This window comes from Cellulomonas sp. (assembly GCF_035634735.1).
In the GTDB taxonomy this organism is placed as follows: domain Bacteria; phylum Actinomycetota; class Actinomycetes; order Actinomycetales; family Cellulomonadaceae; genus Cellulomonas.
Map to the genome: position 1 here is coordinate 1 of NZ_DASQCJ010000186.1, position 17,154 is coordinate 17,154.

Genomic DNA, 17,154 nt, shown 5'->3' on the forward strand with positions numbered 1-17,154 from the left:
ACGGCGCCCTGGATCTGCGGGTCGTCGACCAGCGGGCCGACCGTGGCGAGGTAACGGTCGGTGTCGGTGACCAGGTCCTTCGCCCACACGGCGACCACGGCCACCGGGGCGAGCAGGGCGCCGAGCACGATGAGCACGACCGCCGCCGCGGCCCGGGTCCGGTGCCGCTGCCGGGGCGGCGCGGGCGGGGCGGCGGCGCCACCGCCGGTCGACGGCCCGGCGGCCGCGTCGGCGGCGGCGCGCGCGGTCGCGGCGGCCCGCAGCTGCGCGTTCTCCGCCTCCAGCGCGGCGATCCGCGCGGTGAGGTCCGCCGCCGTGCCCGACGCGGGACGCTGCTCGGCCATCGGGCCCACCCCCTCGGGCGCCCGCGGCGGGAGGCGCCCCTCGCGGCGAGGCTAGCGCCGCGCGTCGCGGCCCTCCCCCACCCGCGGGGGGTGAGCGCGCACCCGGGGGCCGAGGTCGTGGCTTCCGGCCGCTAGCGGGGGTGCGCAACCGACGACCTCGGGCGGAACCGGCGACCTCGGCGGCCGAGCTACGCGAGCCGCCACACGCCGACCGCCGGGCCGGCGCCGGAGACGAGCAGCGCGTCGTCCTCCAGCGTCACCCCGGCGGTCGCCCCGAGCCGACCGCCCGCCAGCAGCTCCGGCGCGTCCGCGGTCAGGTGCCGCGGCAGCCGCGCGCCCGCCCACGGCGCGCGCGCCACGACGACCAGCACGCGCTCGTCCTCGGTCTCGCGCAGGAACGCGACCGCGTCGTCGTCGACCACCGCCCAGCGCAGCCCGCCGTCCCGCAGCGCGCGGCTGGCCCGCCGCGCCGCGATCAGGCCGCGGTACGCCTCGAACGTCCGGCCGTCCCAGCGCGGGCCGCCCCCGGCCGCGACCTGGTCCCACGGCATGGTGCGCCGGCCGCTCTCGCCGTTGTCGCCGGTGAAGCCGCCCTCGTCGCCCATGAAGACCGCAGGCACGCCGGGGTAGGCGAACAGCAGCGCGGCGGCCACCTCGACCACCGCGGGGTCGCCGGTGACGGTGCGGATCCGGGCGGTGTCGTGCGAGCCGAGCAGGTTCCACAGCCGGGCCTTCGTGGCCCAGGCGTACCGCGCGTCGAGCTCGCGCATGGTGGCGACCATCGCCGACGCGGGCCGGCGCGGCACCGTGGTCGGCACCCCGAGGAAGTCCAGCCCGGTGCCCGGCTCGACCACCCAGGACCACAGCGGCCGGGTGAACGCGCTGTAGTTCATGTTCGACATCCACCCGTCGCCGGCGAGGTCGTCCGCGGCGTCGTGGAAGTGCTCGGAGACGAGCAGGCCGTCGGGGTTCGCGGCGAGCACGGTCGCCCGCGCGCGGCGCGCCACCTCGCGGCCGAAGTCGTCGGCGCCGAACCGGCCGGTCATGTTCGCGACGTCCACCCGCCAGCCGTCCAGCGCGTACGGCTCCCGCAGCCACCGGCCGACCGCGGACGCCGGCCCGTCGACCATCCGCGCCCACGTCTCGCCCGAGCCCCAGTTCAGCTTGGGCAGCGTCGGCACGCCGAGCCAGGACACGTACGGCAGTCCCCCGTGCTCCCGCCAGTAGTACAGGTCCCGTTCGGGCGACGTGGGGTCCGCCTGCGCCCGCCGGAACCACTCGTGCCCCGAGCCGGTGTGGTTCGTGGTCAGGTCGCCGAGCACCCGCATGCCGCGCCGGTGCACCGCCGCCGTCAGCGACGCCAGCGCCTCGTCGCCGCCGAGCAGCGGGTCCACCCGGTCGAACGTGCTCGCGTCGTACCGGTGGTTCGACGCCGACGGGAAGAACGGCGTGAGGTAGAGCGTGTTCGCGCCGAGCCGCTGCACGTGGTCCAGGTGCTCCTCGACGCCGGCGAGGTCCCCGCCGAACAGCTGCACCGGCGTGCTCGGCCCGTGGCCCTCCGGGTCGTCGTCCCAGGCGGCCGGCTCCGCCCAGGCGGGCAGGGCCCGGCCGTCCGCGGCCCGGGACCGCGCGAACCGGTCCGGGAACACCTGGTAGACCACGGCGTCGGCCGTCCACGGCGGCGGCGGGGCGTGCGTGCTGAGCCGGAAGTCGGCCGCGTCCGACACGTCCCGCGCGACCGCCCCCGTGCCGGTCACCCAGCGGTGGCCGCCCGGTTCGTCGAGCAGCCAGCGGTACGTCGTCACCGGGTTGTGCACGGGCAGCTCGGCCACGTACCAGCGCTCGTGCGCGTCGGCCCGGTCGAGGCGGGCGGGGAACCACGCGGGCTCCGCGTCGTGGACGGCCCGCAGCCCGACGGCGCGCTCCGGCGTCGCCGCCGGGACGCGCAGCCGGACCGGGACCACGTCCCCGAGCGACGGCGTACCGGGATCGGCGTACAGGGCGGAGCCGTCGTGGTGCGGCTGGTCCAGCAGGTGGGGTGTCGTCACGGGCGTGCACGTCCTCGGGCTCGTCGCGGTCGTCCTGGTAACCGGCGATCCTGCCGGTCACGGCGCCACGCACCGGCGCCGCACCGCGACCGGGCCCGCTACTCATGAGTAGCACCTGCAAGGGATTTCAGTCCCATGCACGCCGGTTGCAGGCTCCTAACCTGACGCCGACGAGGGAGCAACGGGGCTCCCCGACCGGTTCGAAGGAGAATGCGGTGCGGATCAGACACACGACCGTCCGGGGCCTGGTGGCCCTCGGCGCGACGATCGCCCTGCTGACCGCGTGCGGCGGCGACGACGGCTCCGGCACGCCGGACGAGACCCCGGCGGACGACACCGCCGCCGCCGAGGAGGACGAGGACGCCGCCCCCGAGCGCGCGGACGCCGACCTCGTCATCTGGGCGGACGACGTGAAGGCCAAGGCGCTCCAGGGGCCCGCGGAGGAGTGGGCGCGGGCGAACGGCATCACCGTCGCGGTGCAGTCGGTCTCGGGCGACCTCCGGGACCTGTACATCACGGCCGACCAGGCCTCGAACGGGCCGGACGTCCTGCTCGGCGCGCACGACTGGATCGGCGCGCTCGTGCAGAACTCCGCGATCACCCCGGTCGCGATCCCCGACACCTCCGACTTCTCGGAGACCGCGCTCGACGCCGTCACCTACGAGGGGCAGACGTTCGGGGTGCCGTACGGCGTCGAGACGCTCGGGCTGTTCGCCAACACCGCCCTGACCGCGGTGCCGGAACCCGCGACGATCGAGGAGCTGGTCGAGGCCGGGCGCGCGGGCGGCGCGCAGAACCCGCTGTGCCTGCAGGTCGGGCTGCAGGGCGACGCCTACCACCTGCAGCCGCTGTTCACCGCGGGTGGCGGCTACGTGTTCGGCCGGAACGCCGACGGCACGCTCGACCCCGCCGACGTCGGCATCGACTCCGAGGGCGGCCTGGTCGCCGCCGAGCGGATCGGCGCGCTCGGCGAGCAGGGCGTCCTGCGCACGTCGATCGACGGCACCAACTCGATCCCGCTGTTCGCCGAGGGCGACTGCGCGTACCTGGTCAGCGGTCCGTGGGCGATCGACCAGGTCGAGGAGGCCGGCATCGACTACGTGCTGGGCCGGATCCCCGGGTTCGCGGGGCTCGAGGAGGCGCGGCCGTTCGCGACCGTGAACAACTTCTACCTCGCCGCGAACGGCCGGAACCCGGCGTTCGCGCAGCAGTTCGTCGCCGACGCCGCGTCCTCGACCGACCTGGTCCGGGGCATGTTCGAGTCGAACCAGATGCCGCCCACCCAGAAGTCGCTGATGGCGGAGCTGCAGGACGACTACCCGGCCATGGTCACGATCGGCGAGCTCGCCGAGGCCGCCGACCCGATGCCCGCGATCCCCGAGATGTCGGCCGTCTGGGGCCCGCTCGGCCAGTCCCAGGCCGCGGTGGTCGAGGGCGCCGACCCGCGGTCGACGTTCACCAAGGCCGCCGACGAGATCCGCTCCGCCACCTCCTGACCCCGGCGCGCGCGGCGGGCCGGCCGGCCCCGACCCGCCGCGCGCCCCGGACCGACACGTCGAAAGGCGGTCCGCCATGGCGGAGCAGCAGACGACCCGGCGCGCCCCGCACGCGCGCGCCGGCCGGAGCACCTCGGTGCCGGCCCTGATCGCGAAGATCGGCCTGCTCGGCACGGTGCTGTCCGTGGGGATCTACCTGGTCCCCCTCCTGATCCGGTTCGAGATGTGGCTGTGGCTCGCGGTCGTCCTCGTCACCGTCGCCGCGGTCTTCACGATCTACTCGACCCGGCACCTCGTCCCGGCCAAGTACCTGTTCCCGGGGTCGTTCTTCCTCTGCCTGCTGCTCATCGTGCCGGTGCTGATGACGGTCAACTACTCGCTGACCAACTTCGGCGACGGCACCCGCGGCACCAAGGAGGCCGCGATCCGGTCGATCGTCGGCAACTCGGTGCGGCTCACCGAGGACTCGCCGACCTACGCGCTCACGGTGGCCACCCACGGCGACCCGGAGGCCGGGCCGTTCACGTTCTTCCTGGTCGACCAGGCCGACCCGGACGGCCCCGTGCTGCACGGCTCCGCCGACGAGCCCCTCGCCGAGCACCCCGGCGGCGCCACCGTGGCCGACGGTCGCGTCACGGCGGTCGACGGGTACACCGTGCTGACCCCGGCGCAGATCAACGCGGCCTTCGCGCTCATCCAGGAGACGACGGTCGCGGTCGACGACACCTCGGCGATCAAGGTGCAGGGCGTCGGCACGGCGTTCCAGGGGCGCGCCTCGCTGCGGTACGACGAGGAGACCGACACGATCGTCGACCTGGACACCGGCGCCACCTACACGGTCGGGACGGTCGGCAGCTCCGAGTACTTCGTCGACGCCGCCGGCAACCGGGCGTTCAGCCAGAGCTGGCTGCAGCACATCGGCCTGGACAACTACCAGCGCCTGTTCACGGACGGCAACATCGCCAAGCAGTTCGTCGACGCGCTGATCTGGACCCTGGTGTTCGCGTTCGGCTCGGTGCTGCTGACGTTCACGCTCGGGCTGTTCCTCGCGCTGACCCTGAACGACCCGCGGCTGCACCTGCGCCGGACGATGCGCTCGTTCCTGCTGCTGCCCTACGCCGTCCCCGGGTTCATCTCGATCCTCATCTGGTCGAACTTCTACAACCGCGACTTCGGGCTGATCAACGAGTTCCTCGGGACGCACCTCAACTGGCTCGGCGACCCGACGCTCGCCAAGGTCGCGGTGCTGCTCACCAACCTGTGGCTCGGCTTCCCGTACATGTTCGTGGTGTGCACGGGCGCCCTGCAGTCGATCCCGGAGGACGTGAAGGAGGCGGCGCGCATCGACGGGGCGAACGCCCTGCAGAGCACGGTGCGGATCACGACCCCGCTGCTCCTGGTCGCCGTCGCGCCCCTGCTCGTCGCGTCCTTCGCCTTCAACTTCAACAACTTCAACATGATCCAGCTGCTCACCCAGGGCGGGCCGTTCGCCCCCGGGGAGTTCACGCGGGGGTCGACGGACATCCTCATCTCGATGATCTACCGGATCGCGTTCGGCGGCAGCGGCGCCGACTACGGGTTCGCCTCCGCGGTGTCGGTCGCGCTCTTCGTGCTGACCGGCGTCCTGGCCGCATTCCAGTTCCGCCTCACCCGGCGGCTCGAGGACATCGCCTGAGGGCGGGAAGGACCGGACATGCCTGCTGCTACCCCCACCGCCCGGGACGACCGGACGGACGACCGGCCGACGCCGGCCGCCGACCGGCGGGTCCCGCTCCGGCGCCGCCTCCGCGAAGTCGGCTGGCGGTACGCCGTCGCCGTGGTCGCGCTGGTGTTCGCCGCGTTCCCGATCGTGTACGTGCTGTCCGCCTCGCTGAACCCGCTCGGGTCGGTGGCGAGCACGCGGATCCTCCCCGTGAACGGCGTCTCGCTGGTGCACTACCGGTCGCTGTTCGACGGCTCGATCGGGCCGTTCGGCCGCTGGTACGTGAACACCCTGATCCTGTGCACGGTCGCGGCGACGGTGCAGATCTCGTGCTCGGTGCTGGCGGCCTACGCGTTCAGCCGGCTGCGGTTCCGCGGCCGGCGGGGCGGCCTGCTGACGCTCATGCTCATCATGATGTTCCCGAACGTCCTCGCGATGATCGCGATCTACTCGATGTTCTCGGACCTCGGGCGGATCATCCCGCAGCTGGGGCTGTCGACCGTCGCCGGGTACTGCCTGGCGATGACCGGCGGCGCGCTCGGCCAGGTGTGGCTGATCAAGGGGACGCTCGACACCGTGCCGCGGTCGCTGGACGAGGCCGCCCGCATCGACGGCGCCGGGCACTTCACGGTGTTCGCCCGGATCATGCTCCCGATCATGCGGCCGATCATCGCCACCACGACGCTCCTCGGCTTCGTCGGCGTGATCTCGGAGTTCCTCATCGGGTCGCTGTTCCTCACCGACCCGCGGTCGAAGACGCTGGCGGTCGGCCTGTTCGGGCTCCTGGAGAACGACCGCTCGGCGAACCTCGGCGTCTTCGCGGCCGGGGCGGTGCTGACGATGATCCCCGTGATCCTGCTGTTCCAGTACCTGCAGCGGTACATCGTCGGCGACGCGACCAGCGGCGCCGTGAAGGGCTGACGCCGTGGTGCCGGACCGCCCCCGGCTGGCCGACGTCGCCGCGCAGGCCGGGGTCTCCACCGCGACGGTCTCGCGGGTGCTCAACGGCAAGGACGTCGTCACGCCGGAGACGCGGCAGGCGGTGCACCGGGCGCTCGACCTGCTCGGGTACGCCCGGCCGCCCGCGCGGAACCGGCGGCAGGGCCTCGTCGGGCTGGTCGTCCCGGAGCTCACGAACCCGGTGTTCCCCGCGCTCGCGCAGGCGGTCGAGTCGCTGCTGGCCCAGGCCGGGTGCACGCCGCTGCTGTGCACGCAGTCCCCGGGCGGCACGACGGAGGACGAGTACATCGCGACGCTCGTCGCCCACGACGTCGACGGGATCGTGTTCGTCTCCGGGATGCACGCCGACGCCACCGCGGGCCGCGGTCGGTACCGGCGCCTGCGCGAGCGGGGCCTGCCGATCGTCCTCGTCGGCGGGCACGCCCCGGAGGTCGACGCGCCGCAGGTCTCGACCGACGAGGTCGCCGCCGCCCGGCTCGCGGTGCGCCACCTCGCCGCGCTCGGCCACCGGCGCGTGGGCCTGGCCGTCGGGCCGGACCGGTTCGTGCCGTCGCGGCGCAAGCGGGCCGGGTTCGAGTCCGCGCTGGTCGCCGCCGGGCTGGCGGGCTCCGGCGCCGCGCGGCACGTGGTGAGCCACCTCTACTCGGTCGAGGGCGGCCGGGCCGCGGCCGCCGAGCTGCTGGCGGCCGGCCGCACCGCGCTGGTGTGCGCGTCCGACCCGATGGCGCTCGGCGCGATCCGGGCGGCGCGGGACCGGGGCCTGCGGGTGCCCGAGGACGTGTCGGTGGTCGGCTACGACGACTCCCCGTTCATGGCGTTCGCGGACCCGCCGCTCACCACGGTGCGCCAGCCGGTGGCCGACCTCGCGCGGCTGGCGGTCGCGATGCTCGTGTCCGAGATGCGCGGCGAGCGGGTGACGCGCGCGGAGATCCTGGTCGAGCCGGAGCTGGTCGTCCGCGGCTCGACGGGGCCGCCGCCGCGCGGGGTCGTGGGCGCAGCCCCGCCCCGGTCGGGACGCGTCAGCGCCGCCGGCGCGCCCGCTCCGAGCGCGGCGAGATGACCGACCCCCGCGGCAGCACCACGTCCGGGGCCATCGCCGCCGGCACCCCCGCGAGGAACAGCGCGAACACCGCCGGGCGCCGCTGCGCGAGCTCGAGCCGGGCGCCGTCGGCCGACGCCAGGTCCCGCGCCAGGGACAGGCCGAGCCCGGTGCCCTTGCCGGAGGTGACCTCGCGCTCGAAGATCCGCGGCGCCAGGTCGTCCGGGACGCCGTCGCCCTCGTCCGCCACCTCGACCACGACCGAGCGCGCGGCGCCCGCCCGGGACCGGACGGTGGTCGTGCCGCCGCCGTGCCGCAGCGAGTTCTCGATCAGCGTCGCCAGCACCTGCGCCAGCGCGCCGGGGGTGGCGAGCACCTGGGCCTTGGGGTCGACCTCGATGACGAGCCGGCGGCCCTCGGCCTCGAAGGTCGGCCGCCACTCCTCCTCCTGCTGGTGCACGACGTCGCCCAGCCGGATCGCCTCCGTGGTGCCGCCCTGCGCGCGCCGCGACCGGGTCAGCAGGTCGTCGACGACCGTGACCAGCCGCTCGACCTGCTCCAGCGAGATCCGCGCCTCCTCGCGCACGGCCGGGTCGTCGGACGCCAGCATGATCTCCTCGAGCCGCATGGTCAGCGCGGTCAGCGGGGTGCGGAGCTGGTGGGACGCGTCGGACGCGAACTGCCGCTCGGCGGCGAGCCGGCCCGCCATCCGGTCGGCGCTGCGCGCGAGCTCGGCCGCCACCAGGTCGATCTCCTCGACGCCGGAGGGCTCCAGCTGGGGGCGCACCTGCCCGGAGCCGAGCTGCTCCGCGGACGCCGCGAGGTAGACGAGCGGGGCGGCGAGCCGGTTCGCCTGCCAGATGGCCATGGCGATGCCCGCGGCGAACGCGACGATCGCGGCCGCCACGACCAGCCCCATGATCTGCGCGCTCATGAGGAACACGTCCCACCACGGGGCGTACATGGTGATCCGGGCGCCGGTGGTCGACGTCTCGGTGATCGTGATGGCGCGCTCGGGCACGTCCGGGCCCGCCTGGTAGCGGGCGCCGTCGGTCGTGACGACGAAGATGCTCACCGCGACGCCGCCGCCGCGCTCGACGTACGGCTCGAGCATGGTGTCGGAGAGCGGGGTGCCCTCCTGGACGCGGCTGTCGATCTGGCGCGCCAGGTCGGACGCGCGGGTCTCGAGCGACCCGATCTCGTTGTCCCGGACGTACTGCGCGCCGAGGAAGGCGAGCGGGAACCCGAGCAGGACGACCGCCACCGTGACGGCCGCGATGGTGGCCTGGAGGACGCGGCGGCGCACGGGTCAGCCCCGGTTGCCCTCGCCGGACTCGAACCGGAAGCCCATCCCCCGCACGGTGCTGATGTACCGGGGCGCGCTCGCGTCGTCGCCGAGCTTGCGGCGCAGCCAGGACACGTGCATGTCGAGGGTCTTGGTGGAGCCGGTCGGGTCGGAGCCCCACACCTCGCGCATGAGCGTCTCGCGGGCGACGACGGTGCCCGCCGCGCCGACCAGCACGCGGAGCAGGTCGAACTCCTTGGCGGTGAGGTGCAGCTCGCGCTCGGCCTGGAACGCGCGGTGCGCCGCGACGTCCACGCGGACGTCCTGGCTGCGCAGCTCGTCCTCGTCCGGCGTGTCGCCGCCCGTGCGCCGGAGCAGGGCCCGCACGCGGGCGAGCAGCTCGGCCAGCCGGAACGGCTTGGTCACGTAGTCGTCGGCGCCGGCGTCGAGCCCGACGACCAGGTCGACCTCGTCCGCGCGGGCTGTCAGCACCAGCACCGGCGTGGTCAGGCCCTGGTTCCGGATCGCGCGGGCCACGTCGAGCCCGTCCATGTCCGGCAGCCCGAGGTCCAGCACGACGAGGTCGGCCTCGCTCGCGCGGTCGATGGCCCCCTGGCCCGTGCCCTGGACCCGGACGTCGTAGCCCTCCCGGCCCAGCGCCCGCGCCAAAGGCTCGGCAATCGCGGGATCGTCCTCCGCCAGCAGCACCTGCGTCATTCCGCCATGTTAGGTCAAAGAACGGTCCACGACACCGCTCACCGGGGTATCGCTTCGGTGAAGTCCGCCCGTCCCACCGTGGTCGGACGCCGACCGGGACCTCGGTCCGCCCCCGGGGGCACGACCCGGGCCGGGCGCCGACCTACGCTGGCGCGATGACGTGGTGGGAACGCCTCACGCGGTGGGAGGAACGCCACCAGCTCGGGATCGACCTCAGCCTGATGGTGCTGACGGGCCTCGTCGTCGTCCCCCTCGGGGCGTCGATGGGCCACGCCTGGGGGGCGTCGACGTTCGGCGGTGCCGCGCTGTCGGCGCTGATGTGGGCGCCGCTCGCGTGGCGGCGCCGCAACCCGGTGGCCTCGGTGATCGCGGTGTACGCGTTCGGCCTGGTGCACCTGCTGCTCGGCATCCCGCTGCTCATGCCCGCGGACGTGGCGGTGCTCGTCGCCCTGTACTCGATCACCGTGCACGGGCCGCGGTGGGCGCACCTCACCGCGATGGGCTCGGCGCTGGTCGGCAACCTGTTCATGGTCTCCGGGCTGCTGCTCCAGTCCTGGACCGGCACCGCCACCGAGCTGGCGATCTCCGGGATCGGCCTGTGGCTGTTCGCCTCGGTGACGGCCCTCGCGGTCTGGGCGTTCGGCCTGGTCCGCCGGTCGCGGCGGGTGACGATCGCCGCGCTGCGCGACCGGGCCGAGCGGCTGGAGGTGGAGCGCGACCAGCAGGCGCGGATCGCCACCGCCGCCGAGCGCACCCGGATCGCGCGCGAGATGCACGACATCGTCGCCCACTCGCTGTCCGTGGTCGTGGCGCAGGCGGACGGCGGCCGGTACGCGGCGGCGGCCGACCCCGAGGCGGCGACCCGGGCGCTCGGCACGATCGCCGAGACGGGGCGGGCGGCGCTGGCCGACATGCGCCGGCTGCTCGGCGTGCTGCGGGAGCCGGAGCGGGTGCCGGGGGCGCCCGCGGGCGCGGGGCTCGGCGGGCCGGGCGGGCCGGACGCCGCCGGCGGGACGACCGGCGCGGCGACCGGCGCCGCGCCGTACACCCCGCAGCCCGCCGAGCACGACCTCGAGTCCCTCGTCGAGCAGGTCCGCTCCTCCGGCGTGCGCGCCTCGCTGGTGCGCATGGGCACCCCGCGCCGGCTGCCCCCGGGCATCGGCCTGACCGTGTACCGGATCTGCCAGGAGGCGCTGACCAACGTGCTCAAGCACGGCGGCCCCGACGTGACGGTCACCGTGCTCGCGCAGTGGCAGCCCGCGGCGCTCGTCCTGGAGATCACCGACGACGGCCGGGGCGCCGCGGCGGACTCCGACGGCGCCGGGCAGGGGCTGCTCGGCATGCGGGAGCGCGCGACGATGGTCGGCGGCACGCTGAGCGCCGGCCCGCGGCCCGGCGGCGGCTTCCGGGTGCGCGCCGAGCTGCCGCTGCCCCCGGGCGCGCCGGTCGACGACCGGGCCGCCGCGCCCGGCACCCTAGGCTGACGCCCATGTCCGCCATCCGCGTCGGCCTCGTCGACGACCAGCAGCTCGTGCGCGCCGGGTTCCGCCTGGTCATCGACTCCCAGCCCGACCTCGAGGTGGTCCTGGAGGCCGGCGACGGCGCCCAGGCCGTCCAGGCGCTCACCGCGGGCACCGCGCAGGCCGGGGTGCTCGGCCCCGTCGACGTCGTGCTGATGGACGTCCGGATGCCGAACCTCGACGGCCTCGCCGCCACCGAGCGGATCGTCGCCTCGGGCACGCCCGAGCACCCCGCGCCGCGGATCATCGTCCTGACCACGTTCGACATCGACGAGTACGTGCTCGCGGCCATCCGCGCGGGCGCCAGCGGCTTCCTGCTGAAGGACACGCCGCCCGAGGACATGCTCGACGCGATCCGCACCGTGCACCGCGGCGACGCGGTCATCGCGCCGTCGTCGACCCGGCGGCTGCTGGAGCACCTGGTCACCGCCCTGCCCGCGGAGCAGCAGCAGGCGTCCGCCGGCGCGGACGCGCTCGCGACGCTGACCGACCGCGAGCGCGAGGTGCTGGTGCTGATGGCCCGCGGGCGGTCGAACACCGAGATCGGCGAGGACCTGTTCGTCGCCGAGGCCACCGTGAAGACGCACGTCGGGCGGATCCTCGCGAAGCTGGGCGCCCGGGACCGGGTGCAGGCGGTCGTCGTGGCGTACGAGACCGGCCTGGTCGTCCCCGGGGCGTGACCCGGGCGCGGGGCCGGTCGGGCCCCGGTCGCGCGCCGCGGCGCCGGCGTCGTACCCCGGGATGACGCGAGGTCCGGACCGGGGGTGGACGCGGCGGGGCGGGTGCACTCCGTAGCGTCGGGGACGTCCCGATCCCGAGTCCCAGGAGCACTGCCGTGGACCCGTTCGCCCCCGCCCCCGCCGGCAGCACCGGCCCGATCCCCCCGCACGCCGGAGCCCCGCAGCACCGGGACGCCGCCGTCCGCGCCCGCGGGCTGACCAAGGTCTACGGCCGCGGCGAGGCCGAGGTGCGCGCGCTGGCCGGGGTGGACGTCGACTTCGCGTCCGGCGAGTTCACCGCGATCATGGGTCCCTCGGGCTCCGGCAAGTCGACGCTGATGCACGTGCTCGCCGGCCTGGACGCGGCGACCTCCGGGTCGGCGTTCCTCGGGCGGACCGACGTCACGACGCTCGACGACGACGCGCTCACCCGGCTCCGCCGCGACCGGGTCGGCTTCGTGTTCCAGTCGTTCAACCTGCTGCCGATGTTCACGGCGGAGCAGAACATCCTGCTGCCGCTCGAGCTCGCCGGCGCCAAGGCCGACCGCGCCTGGTTCGACACCCTGGTCGCGACGCTCGGCCTCGGGCAGCGGCTCACGCACCGCCCGTCCGAGCTGTCGGGCGGCCAGCAGCAGCGCGTCGCGATCGCCCGCGCGCTGATCGCCAAGCCCGAGGTCGTCTTCGCCGACGAGCCCACCGGCAACCTCGACTCGCGCTCCGGCGCCGAGGTGCTGAGCTTCCTGCGCCGCTCCGTCCGCGAGCTCGGCCGCACGATCATCATGGTCACGCACGACCCGACGGCCGCCGCCTACGCCGACCGCGTGGTGCTGCTCGCCGACGGGCGGATCGCGGGCGACATCGTCGACCCGACCCCCGAGGCCGTGCTCGCCGGGCTGGACGCGCTGCGCCAGCTCGAGGTCACCGACGTGCCGGCGGGTGCCTGATGTGGCGGCTCACCCTGGCCCAGATGCGCCGCAGCCTCGGCCGGCTCACCGCCGCGGGCGTCGCGGTCGCGATCGGCACCGCGTTCGTCGCGGCGACGCTGCTCGCCGGTGACGTCATGCAGCGGATCTCGTACGACTCGCTCACCGCGTCGTACGGGACCGCCGACGTCATCGCCGACGCCGGGAACGGCGACGCGCTGACCGAGAAGACCGTCGAGGCGGTGCGCGGGACGCCCGGCGTCGCGGCGGCGGACCCCCGGATCGTGGTGCCGTACGTCAGCATGTCGGCGGGCGACCGGGCGATCTCGCAGACGCTGGTGCCCGTCGCCAGCGACCCGGCCTTCGACACCCAGCACGTCACGGCCGGCGCCCTGCCGACCGCGGACGGCGAGATCGCGCTGCCCGAGCGGGCGGCCGAGCGGCTCGGCGTGGGCGTCGGGGACACCGTCACGGTGTCGTACTACACGTGGCAGCCGGCCGGCGGGGCGGCGGCCGAGGGCGCCGCGACCGAGGGCGCCGAGGACGCGACCGCGGCCCCGACCGCGGAGGCCACGGCCGGCACGGCCGACGAGACCGCGACCGACGCGGCCACCGCGGCACCCGGCGAGGACGACGGCACCTACCGCGAGGTGGACGCCGACGCGGAGGTCGTGGGCCTGACCACCGACCCGACGGCCGCGTGGGCCCAGTACGGCGGAGCCGCGCTCGCCACGACCGCCGACGCGCTGCTCTGGGCGGGCTGGGGCGAGGACGGCGCCACGCCGACCCTGGCCGACGCCGCCACCTCCCAGCTGCTGGTCGCCGTCGAGCCGGGCGCCGACACCGCGACCGTGATCGACGCCGTCGAGGGCGTGCTGACCGCCTCGGGCAGCACCGACCCCGTCGTGCTCACCCGCGACGCCGCCGCCGAGCGCTCCCTGTCCGGCAGCGACGGCACCGGCCCGATCCTGGTCGTCGTGCTCGCGTTCGCCGCCGTCGCGATGATCGTCGCCGGCCTCGTCATCGCGAACACGTTCCAGGTGCTGGTGGCCCAGCGGACCCGCACGCTCGCCCTGCTGCGCTGCGTCGGGGCCGTGCGGTCCCAGGTCCGGGGGTCCGTCCTGCTGGAGGCCGGCCTGCTCGGGCTCGCGGCCTCGGTGGCGGGCACGCTGCTCGGGACCGGGCTGGTGCAGCTCGCGCTGCTGGTGATGCAGAACGCCGACCTGCCGTTCCCGGTGCCGACCGTGGTCCGCCCGACCGTGGCGAGCGTCGTCGCGCCGCTGGCCGTCGGCCTGGTCGTCACGGTCCTGGCCGCGCTGACGCCGGCCCGGGTCGCCACCCGCGTCGCGCCCGTCGCCGCCCTCCGCCCGGCCGACGCCCCCGCCGCGGGCAGCCGCGCGGGCCGGTTCCGGCTGGTCGTCAGCCTGGTGCTGGTCGTCGGCGGCGCGCTGATGCTCGGCGGCGGCGTCGCCCTGTCCTCGCAGTTCCTGGTCGCCGCGGTGGGCATCGCCATCCTCGGCGGCGCGGCGTCCTTCGTCGGCCTGCTGGTCGGCGCGGTGTTCTGGATGCCGAAGGTCGTCGCCGCGATCGGCCGCCTGGTCGGCCGGCTCGGGATGCCCGCGCGGCTCGCCGCCGCCAACACCGGCCGCAACCCGGCGCGCACGGCCGCCACGAGCACCGCGCTGCTGATCGGCGTCACGCTCGTCGCGATGATGAGCACCGGCGCCGTCACCGCCCGGGCCACGCTGGACGACGAGCTGGACACGCGGTTCCCGGTCGACCTCGCGGTCTCGACGCCGTACGCGGTGGACGAGGACGGCACCGCGGTCCCCGAGCCGCTGCCCGCCGGCACGGTCGGCGCCCTGGCCGACATCCCCGGCGTCGAGTCCGTGGCCGCGCTCCCCCGGGACACCGTCGAGCTCGGCGGCTCGGGGGCCGTCGTCGACGCCCTCGGGATCACCCCGGCCCAGGCCGCGGACGTGCTCCGCGACGCCGACCTGGCCGGCGCCGTGGGCGATGGGACGGTCGTGGTGCCACGGTCGCTCGCCTCGAACAGCGGGATCGAGGACGGCGACACGCTCACCGTCGCCCGCAGCGAGGGCGGCGACGGCGCGGGGTCCGGCGGCGCGGGCACGGTCGACCTGACCGTCGCGGTCGTGCCCCTGGACGACTGGATCGTCCTGGTCACCCCGTCGGCGCTCGAGGCCCTCGGCTCCCCCGGGACCGAGAGCACGGCGTGGCTGCGGGTCGCGGACGTGAACGCCTCCGGCGAGGTCGTGCAGCAGGTGCAGGACCTGACGGCGGACTCCGCGCTCGACATCACGGGGGCGGCGCTCGAGCGGGCGCTGTACCAGCGGGCGATCGACACGCTGCTCGCGGTCGTCGTCGGGCTGCTGGCCGTGGCCGTGGTGATCGCGCTGATCGGCGTCACCAACACGCTGTCGCTGTCGGTGATCGAGCGGCGCCGCGAGTCGGCGACGCTCCGGGCCCTCGGGCTCACCCGCCGGCAGCTCCGGGCGTCGATGGCCGTCGAGGGCGCGCTCATCGCCGGGGTCGGCGCGGTGGTCGGGGTCGCGCTCGGGATGGCCTACGGCTGGCTCGGGTCGGCCGCGGTGCTCGCCGGGATCGCCGACCTGCAGCTCCGGGTGCCGTGGACGGACCTGGGCCTGGTGCTCGGGGTGGCGCTGGTCGCGGGCGTGCTCGCCTCGGCGCTGCCCGGCCGCACGGCGGCCCGGACGCCCCCGGTGGCGGCGCTCGCGGTCGACTGACCGCGGCCCGGTGCACGCGCGCCCGGCGGGGGCCTCCCCCGCCGGGCGCGCGTGCGTCGGGGATCCGGACGACACCCGCCGAGATAGGACCTCCGCGCCGAGGTAGGACCGTCTGCGGCCCTATCTCGGAGCGAGGGTCCTATCTCGGCGACCGGCGCGCGGCAGACGCGCGCGGGCGGGGGTCAGTCCTCGCGGCCCGCGCCGACCGTCGTCCAGGCGACCACCGTCGGGGTCACCAGCAGCCCGCCGACCACGACCGCCAGCGCCAGCACCGCCACGGACCACACGGCGACCTCGACGCCGAGCCAGCCGACCGCGAGCACGACCAGCAGGATCTGCACCGTCATCACCGGCGCCCGGCCCCAGCGGTGGCCCTGCAGCAGCGCGCGGCCGGCGCCGCCCAGCACCGTCGCGATGCCCGCCGCGAGCAGGACCAGGAACACCACCGGCCCGGGCATCGAGGTCCCGCGGACGAGCGCCACGACCAGCGCCCCGGCGATCACCGCCACGGCGAGGGCCTGGAGCAGCACGAGGCCGGCGAGCAGCCGGACGGCGCCCGGCGCGGACGCCGCGCGGGGCGGCTGGGGGGTGTCGGATCCGGTCACGCCGCAGACCCTACGCGCGCCGCGGGTGAAAGCGCGGGGCGTCCTCGCAGGTCCCGGCGGCGGCGGGTTCCCGACCAGGGACATTGGTCCCGACGGCCGGACCGGTTGGCGCGCGGCGACCCGGTGGGAGTACCGTGCGGCCAAGGCGTTCAGGGTGCACACAGATGTGACAGACGCCTCAGTCGTCACGCGCAAGAAACCTGCGCGTAACCCCTTGTGCGCCCTCCGGCGGCCATGTGAATCTTGTACTCAGCAGTTCGATTCCCCCGAGCGCCGACGCTCACGCCCCCCGCCTTCTCCGTGCGTCGGACGTGTGCTCGTGCTCCCATGCCACCCAGCCCCCTGGTCGTGGCATGCCCCTGTGCTGAGGAGTGTTTCGATGGATTGGCGTCACCAGGCAGCGTGTCTGACCGAGGACCCGGAGCTGTTCTTCCCGATCGGCAACACGGGCCCGGCCCTGCTGCAGATCGAGGAGGCCAAGGCCGTGTGCCGCCGATGCGACGTCGTCGACACCTGCCTGAAGTGGGCCCTGGAGTCCGGCCAGGACGCCGGCGTCTGGGGCGGGCTGTCCGAGGACGAGCGCCGCGCCCTCAAGCGCCGCACCGCCCGGCAGCGCCGCGCGGGCTGACCCCCGCCGCAGCACGACCGACGCCCGCCGCGCCCCTCCCTCCGGGGCACGGCGGGCGTCGTCGCGTCCGGCCCTCGTGCCGCCGCCTGCACTCGCCGAGTCTCCACTCCGCGCCTCTCCCGACGCCCGCGCCCGCAGCCGCAGCCGCAGACCAGCGATGCAGATTCGGCGAGATGGCAACTCTCGGCTGTGTCAGGGGCTCCCCGCACAGCCGAGAGTTGCCATCTCGGCGAGGAAGCGGCAGAGGCGCAGCGGCGCAGCGCGGCGTCAGGCGACCGTGGCCGCCGCGTCCCGGCCCGGGGTGCGCAGCGTCGCGCGCAGCGTGACCTCCGTGCCGCCGCCGTCCCGCGGGGCCCACGCGATCGAGCCGCGGAGCTCGTTGGTCACCAGCGTCGACACG

The 17,154-nt window shown here is 75.4% G+C and carries 13 protein-coding genes and 1 pseudogene; 9 read left to right on the forward strand and 5 right to left on the reverse strand.

The features are described from left to right. Both VER05_RS15170 and VER05_RS15175 read right to left on the reverse strand, forming a co-directional pair. Nucleotides 1–344, reverse strand: a pseudogene (locus VER05_RS15170) (hypothetical protein); the annotation flags it as partial. 188 nt (nucleotides 345–532) lie between these two features. Beyond that, complete coding sequence (locus tag VER05_RS15175) at nucleotides 533–2,392, reverse strand: glycoside hydrolase family 13 protein (RefSeq protein WP_324846171.1); 1,860 nt, start codon at nucleotides 2,390–2,392, stop codon at nucleotides 533–535. A gap of 215 nt (nucleotides 2,393–2,607) precedes the next feature. Here VER05_RS15175 and VER05_RS15180 point away from each other — a divergent pair, with 215 nt between their 5' ends. The 4 genes from VER05_RS15180 to VER05_RS15195 all read left to right on the forward strand — a co-directional run bounded on the left by VER05_RS15180 (nucleotide 2,608) and on the right by VER05_RS15195 (nucleotide 7,610). Further along, nucleotides 2,608–3,888: a sugar ABC transporter substrate-binding protein gene (locus VER05_RS15180; RefSeq protein WP_324846172.1), complete on the forward strand. Its 1,281-nt coding sequence runs from the start codon at nucleotides 2,608–2,610 to the stop codon at nucleotides 3,886–3,888. Between the two features lie 76 nt (nucleotides 3,889–3,964). Continuing rightward, a complete protein-coding gene (locus VER05_RS15185; protein WP_324846173.1) occupies nucleotides 3,965–5,563 on the forward strand; it encodes an ABC transporter permease subunit in 1,599 nt (532 codons plus the stop codon). Between the two features lie 18 nt (nucleotides 5,564–5,581). Further along, nucleotides 5,582–6,511 carry a sugar ABC transporter permease gene (locus VER05_RS15190; RefSeq protein WP_324846174.1) on the forward strand — a complete coding sequence of 310 codons (930 nt, stop codon included), beginning with the start codon at nucleotides 5,582–5,584 and terminating at the stop codon, nucleotides 6,509–6,511. Between the two features lie 4 nt (nucleotides 6,512–6,515). Beyond that, complete coding sequence (locus tag VER05_RS15195) at nucleotides 6,516–7,610, forward strand: LacI family DNA-binding transcriptional regulator (RefSeq protein ID WP_324846175.1); 1,095 nt, start codon at nucleotides 6,516–6,518, stop codon at nucleotides 7,608–7,610. Here the strand turns inward: VER05_RS15195 and VER05_RS15200 are convergent. Further along, nucleotides 7,570–8,895 carry an ATP-binding protein gene (locus tag VER05_RS15200; protein WP_324846176.1) on the reverse strand — a complete coding sequence of 442 codons (1,326 nt, stop codon included), beginning with the start codon at nucleotides 8,893–8,895 and terminating at the stop codon, nucleotides 7,570–7,572. The genes VER05_RS15195 and VER05_RS15200 overlap by 41 nt on opposite strands. 3 nt (nucleotides 8,896–8,898) lie before the next feature. Then, on the reverse strand, nucleotides 8,899–9,591 hold the full coding sequence (locus VER05_RS15205; protein WP_147794118.1) for a response regulator transcription factor: 693 nt from the start codon (nucleotides 9,589–9,591) through the stop codon (nucleotides 8,899–8,901). Nucleotides 9,592–9,746: 155 nt separating this feature from the next. Here VER05_RS15205 and VER05_RS15210 point away from each other — a divergent pair, with 155 nt between their 5' ends. The 4 genes from VER05_RS15210 (at nucleotide 9,747) to VER05_RS15225 (ending at nucleotide 15,521) form a co-directional block, all read left to right on the forward strand. Next, nucleotides 9,747–11,075, forward strand: coding sequence for a sensor histidine kinase (locus VER05_RS15210; protein WP_324846177.1), 1,329 nt, complete (start codon nucleotides 9,747–9,749; stop codon nucleotides 11,073–11,075). A 5-nt stretch (nucleotides 11,076–11,080) separates the two neighbouring features. Beyond that, nucleotides 11,081–11,791 carry a response regulator transcription factor gene (locus VER05_RS15215; RefSeq protein ID WP_324846178.1) on the forward strand — a complete coding sequence of 237 codons (711 nt, stop codon included), beginning with the start codon at nucleotides 11,081–11,083 and terminating at the stop codon, nucleotides 11,789–11,791. A 197-nt stretch (nucleotides 11,792–11,988) separates the two neighbouring features. Continuing rightward, nucleotides 11,989–12,774: an ABC transporter ATP-binding protein gene (locus VER05_RS15220; RefSeq protein WP_324846181.1), complete on the forward strand. Its 786-nt coding sequence runs from the start codon at nucleotides 11,989–11,991 to the stop codon at nucleotides 12,772–12,774. A 23-nt stretch (nucleotides 12,775–12,797) separates the two neighbouring features. Next, nucleotides 12,798–15,521, forward strand: coding sequence for an FtsX-like permease family protein (locus VER05_RS15225; RefSeq protein ID WP_324846179.1), 2,724 nt, complete (start codon nucleotides 12,798–12,800; stop codon nucleotides 15,519–15,521). A 182-nt stretch (nucleotides 15,522–15,703) separates the two neighbouring features. Here the strand turns inward: VER05_RS15225 and VER05_RS15230 are convergent, their stop codons facing one another. Next, nucleotides 15,704–16,126 carry a hypothetical protein gene (locus VER05_RS15230; RefSeq protein ID WP_324846180.1) on the reverse strand — a complete coding sequence of 141 codons (423 nt, stop codon included), beginning with the start codon at nucleotides 16,124–16,126 and terminating at the stop codon, nucleotides 15,704–15,706. Nucleotides 16,127–16,505: 379 nt separating this feature from the next. Between VER05_RS15230 and VER05_RS15235 the strand changes: the two genes are divergently transcribed. Beyond that, nucleotides 16,506–16,754 carry a WhiB family transcriptional regulator gene (locus tag VER05_RS15235; RefSeq protein ID WP_147794125.1) on the forward strand — a complete coding sequence of 83 codons (249 nt, stop codon included), beginning with the start codon at nucleotides 16,506–16,508 and terminating at the stop codon, nucleotides 16,752–16,754. The last annotated feature ends 400 nt before the right edge of the window (nucleotides 16,755–17,154 follow it).

Bases quoted from the DNA above. Each gene is read 5' to 3' on its own strand.
- VER05_RS15235 (WP_147794125.1), top strand. From the start codon at position 16,506: ATGGATTGGCGTCACCAGGCAGCGTGTCTGACCGAGGACCCGGAGCTG.
- VER05_RS15215 (WP_324846178.1), top strand. From the start codon at position 11,081: ATGTCCGCCATCCGCGTCGGCCTCGTCGACGACCAGCAGCTCGTGCGC.
- VER05_RS15185 (WP_324846173.1), top strand. From the start codon at position 3,965: ATGGCGGAGCAGCAGACGACCCGGCGCGCCCCGCACGCGCGCGCCGGC.
- VER05_RS15225 (WP_324846179.1), top strand. From the start codon at position 12,798: ATGCGCCGCAGCCTCGGCCGGCTCACCGCCGCGGGCGTCGCGGTCGCG.
- VER05_RS15210 (WP_324846177.1), top strand. From the start codon at position 9,747: ATGACGTGGTGGGAACGCCTCACGCGGTGGGAGGAACGCCACCAGCTC.
- VER05_RS15190 (WP_324846174.1), top strand. From the start codon at position 5,582: ATGCCTGCTGCTACCCCCACCGCCCGGGACGACCGGACGGACGACCGG.
- VER05_RS15205 (WP_147794118.1), bottom strand. From the start codon at position 9,591: ATGACGCAGGTGCTGCTGGCGGAGGACGATCCCGCGATTGCCGAGCCT.